The organism is Streptomyces pseudovenezuelae (genome assembly GCF_029892565.1).
Lineage (GTDB): Bacteria > Actinomycetota > Actinomycetes > Streptomycetales > Streptomycetaceae > Streptomyces > Streptomyces pseudovenezuelae_A.
Map to the genome: position 1 here is coordinate 536,855 of NZ_JARXVH010000005.1, position 13,940 is coordinate 550,794.

Annotated in this window: 12 protein-coding genes; 8 read left to right on the top strand and 4 right to left on the bottom strand. The window is 72.0% G+C overall.

The genetic code is table 11. From position 1 onward, the window contains the following. The first annotated feature begins 53 nt into the window (after positions 1-53). Positions 54-1,868, top strand: a complete 1,815-nt coding sequence (sucB, locus tag M2283_RS18900; RefSeq protein WP_280877437.1) for a 2-oxoglutarate dehydrogenase, E2 component, dihydrolipoamide succinyltransferase — start codon at positions 54-56, stop codon at positions 1,866-1,868. Between the two features lie 57 nt (positions 1,869-1,925). Here sucB and M2283_RS18905 read toward each other — a convergent pair whose 3' ends face one another. Beyond that, on the bottom strand, positions 1,926-2,576 hold the full coding sequence (locus M2283_RS18905) for a hypothetical protein (RefSeq protein ID WP_280877438.1): 651 nt from the start codon (positions 2,574-2,576) through the stop codon (positions 1,926-1,928). A 279-nt stretch (positions 2,577-2,855) separates the two neighbouring features. Here M2283_RS18905 and M2283_RS18910 point away from each other — a divergent pair, with 279 nt between their 5' ends. The 4 genes from M2283_RS18910 (at position 2,856) to M2283_RS18925 (ending at position 8,316) form a co-directional block, all read left to right on the top strand. Continuing rightward, a complete protein-coding gene (locus M2283_RS18910; RefSeq protein WP_124004180.1) occupies positions 2,856-3,479 on the top strand; it encodes a GntR family transcriptional regulator in 624 nt (207 codons plus the stop codon). Positions 3,480-3,799: 320 nt separating this feature from the next. Further along, on the top strand, positions 3,800-6,502 hold the full coding sequence (aceE, locus tag M2283_RS18915) for a pyruvate dehydrogenase (acetyl-transferring), homodimeric type (RefSeq protein ID WP_280877439.1): 2,703 nt from the start codon (positions 3,800-3,802) through the stop codon (positions 6,500-6,502). A gap of 264 nt (positions 6,503-6,766) precedes the next feature. Then, positions 6,767-7,741, top strand: a complete 975-nt coding sequence (locus M2283_RS18920) for a helix-turn-helix transcriptional regulator (protein WP_280877440.1) — start codon at positions 6,767-6,769, stop codon at positions 7,739-7,741. A gap of 56 nt (positions 7,742-7,797) precedes the next feature. Beyond that, positions 7,798-8,316, top strand: a complete 519-nt coding sequence (locus tag M2283_RS18925; protein WP_280877647.1) for a DUF4240 domain-containing protein — start codon at positions 7,798-7,800, stop codon at positions 8,314-8,316. Between the two features lie 20 nt (positions 8,317-8,336). On the opposite strand, the gene M2283_RS18930 is transcribed toward M2283_RS18925, so the two are convergent. Then, the gene (locus M2283_RS18930) at positions 8,337-8,585 is read right to left on the bottom strand and encodes a hypothetical protein (RefSeq protein ID WP_280877441.1); all 249 of its coding nucleotides are present in this window, start codon (positions 8,583-8,585) and stop codon (positions 8,337-8,339) included. Positions 8,586-8,655: 70 nt separating this feature from the next. Continuing rightward, complete coding sequence (locus M2283_RS18935; protein WP_280877442.1) at positions 8,656-9,501, bottom strand: peptidoglycan recognition protein family protein; 846 nt, start codon at positions 9,499-9,501, stop codon at positions 8,656-8,658. A gap of 190 nt (positions 9,502-9,691) precedes the next feature. On the opposite strand from M2283_RS18935, the gene M2283_RS18940 reads away from it, so the two are divergent. After that, complete coding sequence (locus M2283_RS18940) at positions 9,692-10,876, top strand: MarP family serine protease (protein WP_280877443.1); 1,185 nt, start codon at positions 9,692-9,694, stop codon at positions 10,874-10,876. A 27-nt stretch (positions 10,877-10,903) separates the two neighbouring features. Here the strand turns inward: M2283_RS18940 and M2283_RS18945 are convergent, their stop codons facing one another. After that, positions 10,904-11,392, bottom strand: a complete 489-nt coding sequence (locus M2283_RS18945) for a GNAT family N-acetyltransferase (protein WP_280877444.1) — start codon at positions 11,390-11,392, stop codon at positions 10,904-10,906. A gap of 71 nt (positions 11,393-11,463) precedes the next feature. Between M2283_RS18945 and M2283_RS18950 the strand changes: the two genes are divergently transcribed. Further along, positions 11,464-12,360, top strand: coding sequence for a TIGR01777 family oxidoreductase (locus M2283_RS18950; RefSeq protein WP_280877445.1), 897 nt, complete (start codon positions 11,464-11,466; stop codon positions 12,358-12,360). Positions 12,361-12,532: 172 nt separating this feature from the next. Further along, the gene (locus tag M2283_RS18955; RefSeq protein ID WP_280877446.1) at positions 12,533-13,876 is read left to right on the top strand and encodes an NAD(P)/FAD-dependent oxidoreductase; all 1,344 of its coding nucleotides are present in this window, start codon (positions 12,533-12,535) and stop codon (positions 13,874-13,876) included. Positions 13,877-13,940 lie beyond the last annotated feature (64 nt).

Genomic DNA, 13,940 nt, shown 5'->3' on the forward strand with positions numbered 1-13,940 from the left:
GCGACTCCGCGACGAACCCAGACTTCCGCAATTCGTAAGGAGCAACCGAAACCATGGCGGTTTCCGTAACCCTTCCGGCGCTCGGCGAGAGCGTCACCGAGGGCACTGTCACCCGCTGGCTGAAGGCCGAGGGTGAGCGCGTCGAGGCCGACGAGCCGCTGCTCGAGGTCTCCACCGACAAGGTCGACACCGAGATCCCCGCGCCCGCCGCGGGCATCCTGGCCTCGATCAAGGTCGCCGAGGACGAGACCGTCGAGGTCGGCGCCGAGCTGGCGATCATCGACGACGGCACGGGCGCTCCCGCTGCCGCCGCCCCGGCCCCCGCCGCCGAGCCCGCCCCGGCTCCGGCCGAGACCCCGGCCGAGGCTCCGGCTCCGGCCGCCGCCCCGGCCGCCCCTTCGACCGAGCAGGCCGCCCCGGCCCCGGCCCCGACCGCCGAGGCCACCACCGGTGCCTCCGGCGCCGAGGGCACGGACGTGGTCCTGCCCGCGCTCGGCGAGTCCGTCACCGAGGGCACCGTCACCCGCTGGCTGAAGGAGGTCGGCGAGGAGGTCGCGGAGGACGAGCCCCTGCTCGAGGTCTCCACGGACAAGGTCGACACCGAGATCCCCGCACCGGTCGCCGGTGTGCTGCTGGAGATCGTGGTCGGCGAGGACGAGACCGCGGAGGTCGGCGCCAAGCTGGCCGTCATCGGCGCCCCGGGTGCGGCTCCGGCCGCTGCCCCGGCCCCCGCCGCTCCGGCCCCGGCGCCCGCCGCCGCTGCCCCGGCTCCGGCCCCGGCCGCCCCCGCGGCTCCGCCGGCCCCGGCCGCTCCGGCGCCCACCCCGGCTCCCGCGCCCGCCCCGGTCGCCGCCGCTCCGGCCCCCGCGCCGGCCGCTCCGGCCCCGGTCACCCCGGCTCCCGCCGCTCCGGCGTCCGCCGCGACCTCCGGGGACGACGGCGCCTACGTCACCCCCCTGGTGCGCAAGCTCGCCGCCGAGAACGGCATCGACCTGGGCGCCGTCAAGGGCACCGGCGTCGGCGGGCGGATCCGCAAGCAGGACGTCATCGCCGCCGCCGAGGCCGCGAAGGCCGCCGCAGCCGCTCCGGCTCCGGCCGCCGCAGCTGCCCCGGCCGCCAAGAAGGCGCCGGCCCTGGAGGCCTCTCCCCTCCGCGGCCAGACCGTGAAGATGCCCCGCATCCGCAAGGTCATCGGCGACAACATGGTCAAGGCGCTCTCCGAGCAGGCCCAGCTGTCGTCGGTCGTCGAGGTCGACGTCACCCGCCTGATGCGACTGCGCGCCCAGGCCAAGGACTCCTTCGCCGCGCGCGAGGGCGTCAAGCTCTCCCCGATGCCGTTCTACGTCAAGGCGGCGGCCCAGGCACTGAAGGCCCACCCGGTCATCAACGCCCGGATCAACGCCGACGAGGGCACGATCACCTACTTCGACACCGAGAGCATCGGTATCGCGGTGGACTCGGAGAAGGGCCTGATGACCCCGGTCATCAAGCACGCCGGCGACCTCAACATCGCGGGCATCGCGAAGGCCACGGCCGATCTGGCCGGCAAGGTCCGCGCCAACAAGATCACCCCGGACGAGCTGTCCGGTGCGACCTTCACCATCTCCAACACCGGTTCGCGCGGCGCGCTCTTCGACACGATCATCGTGCCGCCGAACCAGGTCGCGATCCTCGGTATCGGTGCCACGGTCAAGCGCCCGGCGGTCATCGAGACCGAGGAGGGCACGGTCATCGGCGTCCGCGACATGACCTACCTGACCCTCTCCTACGACCACCGTCTGGTGGACGGCGCCGACGCGGCCCGTTACCTGACCGCGGTCAAGGCGGTCCTGGAGGCGGGCGAGTTCGAGGTCGAGCTCGGCCTGTAGTTCAGTCCCCTCGGTGCCCCTGCCCGGAGTTCTCCGGGCAGGGGCACCGTGCGTTTCCTACAGCGTCCGGTCGCTCCACAGCACCAACGTCTCCACCCACACGTTCGGGACGTACAACTTGGGCGCGGGTGTCAGATGCCGGGTGCGGTAGGCGCGCAGCACGTCGTACGTCGCGTCCAGGCAGTCCCGCGAGGTGAGTGCCCCGGTCCTCGGGTCGACGCCGACGAGGAAGCCACGGCTCTCGACGGTACGGATCATCGCGCGGGCGGCGCCCACGTCGCTGGTCGAGGACGAGGTGCAGCGGTAACGGCTGTACGGGTGCGTGGACCTGCCCGGGTAGTGGGCGTCGCGGGACATCTCGCTGAGCATGCGCGCGTACGTCCCCTGCGCGTGCCAGGCTCCGATGTCGCCGCCGGGCGGGGTGTACAGCTTGTCCGTGGGGTTCTCTACGGCGCCGTAGACCCACTGGTCCGTGCCCGTGACCCGGAAGCCCCAGCCGACGTGCCCGAGCTTCTGCGCCCCGTCCGGCTTGACGAAGACGCAGGCCCCGCCGGTGCCGGTGCCTGCGGCGGCGGCCATGTTCCGGACCGGCGCGGTGGTCGTCCCCGCCGCCTTCGTGGGCGTCGGCCGGCATCCGACCGCCCCCATGACCAGCGCCGCCACGACCGCCAGTCCGAGCCCCGCGCTCCGCATTCCGCTGCTGTTCATCGCCATCCCCCGATGTGCTGAGGGCGCCTCTCGCGGGAACCCCTACCGACCGCGACACCGTTCGCGGCCGGCGGGTTCTGCCGGTGACACGGCGGTGACGGCTCCGGGCCGGTCCCGGTACGGGTCTTTACAGAGCGAGCCGCCCTGAGGAGCGTGTAAGTCTCGTCTCACCTGCATGAAAGCGCCCCCGTGCGCCCCTCCCCAGCAGGCCCTCGGCCTTATTGTCTAAACGTCAAACGCCCCAGGGGCCGATGGGCGGCCCCTCCCTAAGGAGCCCTCATGACCGCGCCCGTCGTCCACTCGCTGCGCGAACAGATCCGCGAGCACATCGTGGAGGGGATCGTCAGCGGGCGCTGGAAGCCGGGCGAGCGGATCGTGGAGCGACGGATCGCCACCGAGCTGGAGGTCAGCCAGACGCCGGTGCGGGAGGCGCTGCGCGAGCTGGAGTCGCTGCGGCTGATCGAGTCCGCGCCGAACAAGGGCGTACGCGTACGGAACCTGACCGCGGCCGACCTGGAGGAGAGCTACCCGGTCCGGGCCGGCCTGGAGGCGATCGCGGCGGAACTGGCGGCCACGCGCCTCGCGGAGGACTGCTCGGCCCTGGAACCGCACGTCACCGCGCTCTACGAGGCCGACCGCAACGCCGACGGCACCGGCCAGGTGCGGCACACGGTCGCCTTCCACCGCGAGCTGGTGCGGGCGGCGGGCAACTCGGTGCTGCTGCACACCTGGGAGGGCCTGGGCATCGAGGTCTTCACCGCGCTGTCGATCCGCTGGCTGGGGACGGTGCAGCAGTCGTACGCGGAGGAGCACGAGGAGCTGGTGGCGGCGTTCCGGCGGCGGGATCCACGGATCGCGGAGATCGTGAAGGCGCACGTGCTCGGTTGCGCGCCGCGTCCGTGACAGCGACCACGCATCAAGCGGGCGTGCGTGTGAAGCAGCCGAGCGCCCCCTTGCTCACCTGCGAAAACGGCTCAAAAACACGGCACCCGGTGCCTTTCCGCGGGGCACTCTGTGCCGACTTTCTCGGTAACAAGAGGTTTTGCCCAGGGAACCTTTGATCGATCATCGATCAGGGAGTTACAGTCGCCGATGGGCCACGCGGCGGAAGCCGCACGGTGTCACCACACCAAAGAGCCCATCGCCCTGTCCTGCCAAAGACAAAGGGCATCCCCGAACCCTTACCGATGAGGGAACCCCCTTCGACTGAGGAAGGCGGCGACATGACCGACCCCAAGGCCATCCAGCCGAGCGAGCTCGACCAGCTCCCGGACCGCGACCCCGAGGAGACCGCCGAATGGCAGGCCTCCCTGGACGCCGTCACCAAGGCGGCAGGGCCGCACCGTGCCGCGTACCTGATGCGCCGCACACTGGAGCGAGCCGAGGGCAACGGCATCGCGCTGCCCAAGCTTCTTGAGACGGACTACGTCAACACCATCCCCACCGCCGCCGAGCCCGCCGTGGACGGCGACGAGGCGATGGAGAACCGGATCACCGCCTGGAACCGCTGGAACGCGGCGGCGATGGTGACCCGCGGCGCGAAACACGGCGTCGGCGGCCACATCGCGACCTTCGCGTCCGCGGCCTGGCTGTACGAGACCGGCTTCAACCACTTCTTCAAGGGCAAGGAGGCGGACGGGTCCGGCGACCAGCTCTACATCCAGGGCCACGCCTCCCCCGGCATCTACGCCCGCGCCTTCCTCGACGGCCGCCTCACCGAGGCGCACCTCGACAACTTCCGCCAGGAGGCGGGCGGCAACGGTCTCCCGTCGTACCCGCACCCGCGGCGCCTGCCCTGGCTCTGGGAGTTCCCGACCGTCTCCATGGGCCTCGGCCCGCTGTCGGCGATCTACCAGGCGCGCTTCAACCGCTATCTGACGGCGCGCGGCATCAAGGACGTCTCCGACTCGCACGTCTGGGCCTTCCTCGGTGACGGCGAGATGGACGAGCCCGAGTCGACGGCCGCCCTCGCACTCGCCTCCCGCGAGGGTCTGGACAACCTGACCTTCGTCATCAACTGCAACCTGCAGCGCCTCGACGGCCCGGTCCGCGCGAACTTCAAGATCGTGCAGGAGCTGGAGGCCCAGTTCCGCGGCGCCGGCTGGAACGTCGTCAAGTCGCTGTGGGGCAACGCCTGGGACGAGCTGTTCCAGCTCGACACCACGGGCGCGCTCGTACGCCGCCTGCGCGAGGTACCCGACGCCCAGGTGCAGACGTACCAGACCCGCGACGCGGCCTACATCCGCGAGGACTTCTTCGGCAAGGACCCGGCGCTCGTCGAGCTCGCGAAGCTGCTGAGCGACGACAAGATCCTGGAGTGTTTCCATCTCTCGCGCGGTGGCCACGAGGCCCGCAAGGTGTACGCGGCGTACAAGGCGGCGCTGGACCACAAGGGCGGGCCGACCGTCATCCTGGCCCAGACCGTCAAGGGCCACACCCTCGGCCAGGGCTTCGCGTCGAAGAACGCCAACCACCAGATGAAGAAGCTGTCGACGGACGAGTTCAAGCAGATGCGTGACCTGCTCGAACTCCCCATCAAGGACAGCGACTTCGTCGACGGGGTCGTGCCCTACGGCCACCCCGGCGCCGACTCCCCCGAGGTCCGCTACCTCCAGGAGCGCCGCGCTGCCCTCGGCGGTCCGGCCCCGGCCCGCCGCACGCACGCGCTCGCTCCGCTGCCCTCTGCTTCGGAGAAGGCGTTCGCGTCCTTCGACAAGGGTTCGGGCTCGCAGAACGTGGCGACGACGATGGCCTTCGTCCGCCTCGTCAAGGACCTGGTCCGCGACAAGGAGACCGGCAAGCGCTGGGTGCCGATCGTCCCGGACGAGGCGCGCACCTTCGGCATGGAGTCGCTGTTCCCCTCGCTCGGGATCTACTCCCCCAAGGGCCAGACGTACGAGCCGGTCGACCGCGATCAGCTCATGTACTACAAGGAAGCCAAGAACGGCCAGATCCTCAACGAGGGGATCACCGAGGCGGGCTCCATGGCGGACTTCATCGCCGCGTCGACGTCGTACGCGACGCACGGCGAAGCGATGATCCCCTTCTACATCTTCTACTCGATGTTCGGCTGGCAGCGCACGGCCGACCAGATGTGGCAGCTCGGCGACCAGCTCGGCCGCGGCTTCCTTGTGGGTGCCACGGCGGGCCGTACGACGCTGACGGGCGAGGGTCTGCAGCACGCGGACGGGCACTCGCCGGTGATCGCGGCGACGAACCCGGCGGCGCTGTCGTACGACCCCGCGTTCGCGTACGAGGTCGCGGCGATCGTCAAGGACGGCATCCGCCGTATGTACGGCGAGGCGGCCCCGGGCGAGGACTCGAACGTCTTCTACTACCTCACCGTCTACAACGAGCCGATCCCCCAGCCCGCGAAGCCGGCCGGCCTCGGCATCGACGAGGGCATCGTCAAGGGCCTGTACCGCTTCAACACGGCGGAGTCGGCCGGCCTTTCGCCTGCTGCCAACGCGGCTCGCATCCAGCTCCTGGGCTCCGGCACGGCGATCCACTGGGCGCTGAAGGCGCAGCAGCTGCTTGCCGAGGAGTGGGGCGTTGCGGCCGATGTGTGGTCGGCGACGTCCTGGACGGAGCTGCGGCGGGACGCGCTGGACGCGGATGCGGCGCTGCTGCGGGGTGAGGAGCGGGTGCCGTACGTCCGGCAGGCGCTGCACGGGGCCGAGGGTCCTGTCCTCGCGGTCTCCGACTACATGCGGCAGGTTCCGGACCAGATCGCGCAGTGGGTCGAGCAGGACTACTCGTCTCTGGGCGCGGACGGCTTCGGCCTGTCCGACACCCGTGACGCGGCTCGCCGTCACTTCGGTGTCGACGCCGAGTCGATCGTGGTCGCGGCGCTGGCGCAGTTGGCGCGGCGTGGGGAAGTGAAGGCGACGGCGGTGAAGGAGGCGCGCGAGCGCTACGGGCTGTAAGGGTTTTTTCGCCCTCGCCGCCCCTACCCGTCCCGACCCTGGGGGCTGCCGCCCCCAGACCCCCGCTTCGGCCCTGAACGGGCCTCGTCCTCAAACGCCGGACGGGCTGAAAAGATCAAGCGCTGGCCGGCGAAATCTCAGCCCCTCCGGCGTTTGAGGAGCGGGGATCCAGGGGGCAGAGCCCCCTGGCGGGGTCGAAGGGGCGGAGCCCCTGGGGATGGGACGGGTAGGGGCGGCGGGGGCGAGATCCCTCATCATGAAGGCATGCGCGCTGCCCGTCTCATCAAAATGGTGCTGCTGCTTCAATCCCGCGCCTCCATGACCGCCGCCGAGCTGGCCTGCGAGCTGGAGGTCTCCGAGCGAACCGTCACCCGAGACGCGCAGGCGCTGTCGGAGGCGGGAGTTCCGGTGTACGCGGATCGGGGGCGGGCCGGCGGGTACCGGCTCATCGGCGGGTACCGGACCCGGCTCACCGGACTGGCCCGTAGCGAGGCCGAGGCGCTTTTCCTGAGCGGCGTGCCGGGCGCCCTGCGCGAGATGGGGCTCGAAGACGCGGCCTCCGCGGCCCGACTGAAGGTGTCCGCGGCTCTGCTCCCGTCCCTTTCAGATGCCTCACGGACGGCAGCTCAACGCTTCCATCTGGACGCGCCCAACTGGTTCACCGAGCCCAAGGCACCCGAACTCCTCCCCGTCGTCGCCGACGCCGTATGGGACGACCGGCAGGTCACCGCGCGCTACCGCAGCCGGGACACCGAGGTCGAGCGGGAGCTGGAGCCTTACGGGCTCGTGCTCAAAGCGGGGGTCTGGTATCTGTGCGCCCGCATTCCCGACGCCGAATCCTTCCGCGTCTATCGCATCGACCGGTTCACCGCGATGGACACCGGCGCGGAGCGCTTCGTGCGGGACGAGGAGTTCGATCTGCCGGCTTTCTGGGCCGAGCGGGCCGAGCAGTTCGCGCGGTCGATTCTGCGGACGGAGGTGGTGGTACGGCTGTCCGCGGACGGCGTGCGGGCGCTTCCGTACGTCGTCGATCCCGTGGCCGCACGCGACGCGCTGGCGGCCGCCGGCACCCCGGACGACGACGGCACGCTGACCTTGACGCTCGGGGTGGAGTCCGAGAAGGTCGCCCACTCCCAGCTCCTGGCGCTGGGGCCGGAGGCCGAGGTATTGGCGCCGGAGAGTCTGCGGGCGCGTTTCACGCACGACGCGACCCGGCTCGCGCGCCTGTACGGGACATAACAATCCGCCTCACTCCACGTGCGCCCCACCCGCCCAGGCCCGATGCTTGACCCGTGATGGACGAGACGGAGTTCTGGGAGCTGGTGGACGCCTCCCGCGAGGCCGCGGAGGGCGACCCCGAGGAGCAGGCCGACCTGCTCGTGGACCGGCTCCTCCAGCTGGACCCCGAGATGGTCCTCGACTTCGCCCGTCACTTCGAGGCCCGCTACAACCGCGCCTACACCTGGGATCTGTGGGGTGCGGCCTGGGTCCTGCTGGACGGTGCGAGCGACGACGCCTTCGACTTCTTCCGCTGCTGGCTGATCGGCCAGGGCCGCGAGGTCTACGAGGGTGGCGTGCACCAACCCGACACGCTCGCCGACCTCCTGGACGACTTCGACGACGAGATCGACGGCGACGGGGAGGAGCTCGGTTTCGCGGCGGACGAGGCGTACGAGCAGCTCACTGGTGCCGTCGCCGCCGACCTCGGCATCCCGCCCGGGCCCGCGGAGCCGACGGGCACGCCCCTGGACCTGGAGAACGAGAGCGTGCTGGCCGAGCGGTATCCCAAGTTGTGGGAGCGGTTCAGGGGTTGAGCCGCCTCAGGAGCTGAGCGTCAGGCCGCGTGGCGGCGGCGGGTCGTGTCCGTCGGGATGTAGGCCTGCGTCTGGTCCGCCCGTACCGCGTGGTGCATCGGGGCCGCGTTGGCCTGGTCGAGCGCGGACGCGGTGACGGCGGCCGGGCCGAGGATCACCGTGGCGACGGCGCAGACCACCGCCCAGGGACCGCGCGCGCTCCTGGTCCAGCCGGTGTTCCGCTCCGCGGACTCGGTGGCCGTCGTGGGCCGCGTACGACTGCTGTTCATGTTCCCCGCCTCCAGTCGGCTTGATGTCCATGACAGTAGGAGGCGGAGTTCGGAGGACTCTGCGGATCGGCTATGGCGTTCCTGTGGACGTGAGCGGGGTCTCGTGCGAGTCCTGCGGGCGGCCCTGGAGGCGGGCCGCTTCCTTGCGGATGAAGGGGAGTTCGAGGAACAGGGCGGCGCCCGGGCAGCTCGTCATGTAGCCGTCGCGGTGGCCGGCCAGGGTCGGGAGCGTGGCCGTGGCACCGGAGCGGTAGCGGCTGAGGCTGTTGCTGGAGACCAGGCGGGCGGTGGTGCGCGGGTCGACGTCAGCCAGGCCCAGCTTCCAGGCGGCCAGGGCCGCGATCGCCCGGGTCATGGCCGGCGGCACCTCGGCGCCCGCGGTGAACGTGCCGATCGCGGCGATGCCGGCCGTGCGGTGGTTGAAGCCCTGGGTGTGGGCGCCGGTGACGGGGCGGTCGACGCCGCCCGCGCGGCCCTCGTAGACGGTGCCGCAGCGGTCGACGAGGAAGTTGTAGCCGATGTCGTCCCAGTCGCGGGCGCCGGTCTGCCCCGCGTAGAGGTAGCGGATGATGCGGGGCGCGTCGGCGCAGGCGTAGCCGTTGGGCGAGTCGGTGTGGTGGACGAAGACGGCGACGACCTTGTCGTCGTAGCGCGGGGGCGGCTGGGCGTGCCGGGAGAGGGCGTCCAGCCAGGCCGAGCGCGGCACGATGTGCGGCCGGGCGGCGGCGTGCAGGGTGACGGGCCGGGCCGCCACCGGGTTCGGGGGCACCGCCCGCCCGTGCCCGATGCCGTCGGCGCACAGCACGAGGCCGACGACGGCGGCCAGTCCGGGCACACAGGCGAGCGCGAGCCGCACGGCGCGGGGTGTCCGGGCCGCGACCGCGCGCCGGGTACCCGGCGATCTTCGGACACGCATGACCCCACTCTCGGCCGGATCCGCTCCGCCCGCGATGTGTGCTGTGCCACCCGGTGGAACCATCGTCCTGGTCCGGGGCGTTTTCCCGGATGCACGCACGCGTGACGGCTTCCCGGTCGCCACGCGTGCGCGTGGCTGATCATCGGGACCGTCCCGCCCGTAATAGGGGGTCCGAGAGAAAGGCGGCTCCGTGGACCTGCTCGACATCGTGCTGTTGCTGGTCGTGGTGGCCTACGCGGCCTCCGGCTACCGGCGTGGCCTCGTGGCCGGCTGTGTCTCGTTCGCCGGGTTCGTGGGCGGCGCGGTCATCGGCGTGTGGGTGCTGCCCTGGATGATGGATCTCGCGGACCCGGGGACGACGGCGGCGACGGTGACGGCGGTGCTGACCGTGCTGGTCCCGGCCGTGGTGGGGCACGAGCTGGCGGGGCGGCTGGCGCTGCGGCTGCGCAAGGAGCTGGACCAGGGGCCGCTGCGGGTGGCGGACGGGGTCGGCGGGGCGGTGGCCAACTCGGTGGCGGTGCTGATCGTGGCCTGGGTGGCCGCGAGCGTGCTGGGCGCGTCCTCCTCGCCGCTGCTGACGACGGCGATCCGGGACTCGCGGCTGCTGGGCACGGTGCAGGACGCCATGCCGGACACCACCCCCGGCTGGTTCTCGCGGGCCACGTCCGCGCTCACCGAGGCGGGCTTCCCGCAGGTCTTCAACCCCTTCGAGAACGAGTCGACGGCCGAGGTCGCCAAGCCCACCGGCGACAGCGTCACCGCGAGCGCCACGAACGCGGCCAAGCGGAGCACGGTGAAGATCGAGGGCATCTCCGGCGACCAGGGCCGCGAGGGCAGCGGCTTCGTGTTCGCCGGCGAGCACGTGATGACCAACGCGCACGTGGTGGCCGGCATCGACGACCCGACCGTGCGGATCGGCGGGGTCGGACGGTCCTACGACGCCCGGGTGGTGCTGTTCGACCCGCAGAAGGACGTGGCGGTGCTCTATGTGCCAGGTCTGAGCGCCCCGGTGCTGCGCTTCGACGACCGTGCCGCGCGCGGCGACTCGGCGGTCGTCGCGGGCTATCCGCAGGACGGCGATCTCAACCTGCAGGCGGCGACGGTCGCGAACCGGGTACACGCGACCGGCCAGAACATCTACAACGACGGCACGGTGACCCGCGAGATCTACTCGATCCGCTCCACGGTCCGCCCCGGCAACTCCGGCGGCCCGCTGCTCACCACCGACGGCCAGGTCTTCGGCGTCGTCTTCGCGCGCTCCACCTCGGACGACGAGACGGGCTACGTCCTGACGGCGGACGAGGTCGCTGCCGACGCCCGGCGCGCCGCGAACGCGACGGCGGCGGTGGACACGGGCGACCTGGTCACCTCGTAGCGCCGGCGGTCGGGGACCCTCGGCCGGTCAGAGCGAGCACCCCATGAGTACGTCGTCGACGTACTCCCCCGCGAGCAGGAACTCCTCGGGCAGGATCCCCTCCACCACGAAGCCCTCGGCCTCGTAGAGCCGGCGGGCGGGTGTGTTGTGCCCGAGCACCCGCAGGGTCAGCCGGCGCGCGCCCTGGCGGCGGGCCTCGTCGCGTACTGCTTGCAGCAACGCCCGTCCGACGCCCGCGCCGCGCGCTTCCTCGGCGACGGCGAGACCCTGGATCTGGCGGACGTGGGCGTTGCAGACGAGCGGGGTCGGGTAGCCGAGCCGGATGTAGCCGACGACCGTGCCGTCGAGTTCGGCGACCAAGTGGTCGCGCGGGCCGAACCGCTCGTTGTAGAAGGGCTCGTAGGGCGGTTGCGGGCGCGGCTGCACGGAGTGCAGCGGGGACCAGGTGACGCGGTCGAGGCGGCCCAGCGCCTCCTCGTCGTCGAGCGTGGCGCGGCGTATGTACGGAACGGGCATGACGGCCACCCTACGGTGGGGTTCCGGTTCCAGACCGGGGCCTTATGTACGCACCGGGCAGAATGGAAATCATGGAAAGTTCAAGAATCTTGGTGGCCGGCGCGTCCGGTCTCATCGGCGGCGCCCTGGTCAGGTCCCTGCGGGCCGACGGGCACGAGGTGGTGCGTCTGGTGCGCCGGGCGGCCCAGGGCGCGGACGAGGTCTGCTGGAACCCCGACGGGCGGTACGTGGACACGGCGGGGCTCGCCGGGGTCGATGCCGTGGTCAACCTCGCGGGCGCGGGCGTGGGCAGCCGGCGCTGGACGGACGCGTACAAGAAGAAGATCCGCGACAGCCGTGTGCTCGGCACCACGGCGCTGGCCGAGGCGATCGCCTCGATGGACGACAAGCCTCGGGTGTTCGTGAACGGCAGCGCGCTCGGCTACTACGGCGAGACCGGCGACCGGGCGGTCGACGAGAGCGCGCCGCCCGGGACGGGTTTCCTGCCGGAGCTGTGCGTGGAGTGGGAGGGCGCGACGGCGGCGGCGCGGGAGGCGGGCGTACGGACCGCGTTCGTGCGCACGGGACTGGTGGTGGGCAAGCACGGAGGTGCCTGGGGGAAGCTGTTCCCGCTGTTCCGGGCGGGGCTGGGCGGGCGGATGGGCGACGGGCGGCAGTTCTGGTCGTACATCGCGCTGCACGACGAGGTGGCCGCGATCCGGCATCTCCTCGACACCGACGGGCTGGAGGGGCCGTTCAACCTGACCGCCCCGAATCCGCTGACGAACCGTGAGATCACCGCCGCGATGGGGCGGGTGCTGCACCGGCCGACGCTGTTCGCGGTGCCGGCGCCGGTGCTGCGGACCGTGCTCGGCGAGATGGCCGGGGACATCCTGGGCAGCGCACGGGTGGTGCCGGGGCGCCTGCTGGAGTCGGGGTTCACCTTCGCGTTCCCGGACATCGAGGGGGCGATCCGGGCGGCGCTCTGAACCTTCGCACGACCGCATGTGGCCGCCATGCGACCGCTGTGCGACCGTGCCCTGTCGATGCGCGACTTCCCTTGACCGATCACAGCCCTACCCTCGACCCGAACTCGGGTATTTCTGGGGCTTGTTGGGGGCATGACGTCTCCAGCGGCCGCTCAACCGCGAGGAGGGGCACGTGCTTGATCCCGCGTACCAGGCGGACGTCGTCATCGTGGGAGCCGGGGTCGCCGGGCTGTCGGCGGCACATCGGCTGAGCAGCGCTGGAGTAACGACCGCCGTCCTGGAAGCCGCCCCTTACGTGGGCGGTCGGATGTCGACCGAGAAGGTCGACGGGTTCCGCCTCGACCGGATCGGCCAGCTGCTGTCCACGGCATATCCCGAACTGCGCCTGACCCCGGGCCTGGACGCGCTCGTGCTGCGTCCCTTCGCACCGGGCGTCCTGCTGCACAGCGACGGACGCCGGCACCACGCGGGCGCCCAGATGAGCGCGGGGGGCGCAAGGGGCGCACTCTATGCCGTACGCGCCTTGGCAAGCGCCCCCGCCAAGAGCACGCCCCGGTCCGGCGCTCCACTGGGCACGGCCGTCGACCAGGCCAGGCTGAGCGCAGCCCTCGCGCGACTGGCGAGCACGCCGGTCGAACGACTGCTGGCCCGCCCGGAGTTGCCCGCCGCACAGGCCCTCGCGGCACGCGGAGTACCCGCCCGTACCGTCGACGGCTTCCTTCGCCCGCTGCTCGCCGCGCTGCTGTGCGACCCGGAGCTGACGACGTCCAGCCGCTGCGCGGACCTCGCCCTGCGCTCCTACGCGGCCGAGCGTCTCTGTCTGCCGGAGGGCGGAGCCGAGATGCTCCCGGAGCTGCTCGCGCGAACCCTGCCACCGGGCACCGTGCACACCGGCGTCCGGGTCACGTCGATAGCCACGAACGCCGTGACGACGGCCGAGCACGGCGAGATCCGCTGCCGCGCCGTGCTCCTCGCCACCGACGCCCGAGCCGCCGCCGACCTGCTCCCCGGCCTGCGCGTACCGGACTTCCACCCGGTGACGGTGGTCCACCACGCGACGGACGAGCCCCCGCAGACGGGCGCGGCCCTGCTCCTGGACGCCGACCGCGGCGGCCCCGTAGCCCACACGGCGGTGGTCAGCCTGGTCGACCCGTCCCGCGCCCCCGAGGGCCGTGTGCTCGTCTCGTCCACGGTCCTGGGCCCGCCCCCGCAATCCGTGGACACCGCCGTACGCATCCACCTCGCCCGCCTCTACGGCACCTCCACCGCCCGCTGGGAGACCCTCGCCGTCCACCACACCCCCGAGGCCGTCCCCACCATGCGCCCACCCCACGACCTACGCCGCCCGGTCCGCCTCCTGGCCGGCCTCTACGTCTGCGGCGACCACCGGGACACCAGCACGGTCCAGGGAGCCCTCCACTCGGCCCACCGGGCGGCCGCCGCGATTCTCAACGACCTGGGAGCGGCGGGCTCGATGCACAGGGCAGACCCCATGCCGGCGACGCGGGCCGCGTAGATGCCGTCAGGGGCGCGGGGAACTGCGCGACCAGCCACGACGGATGGCGCGCAGGCCACGCAAC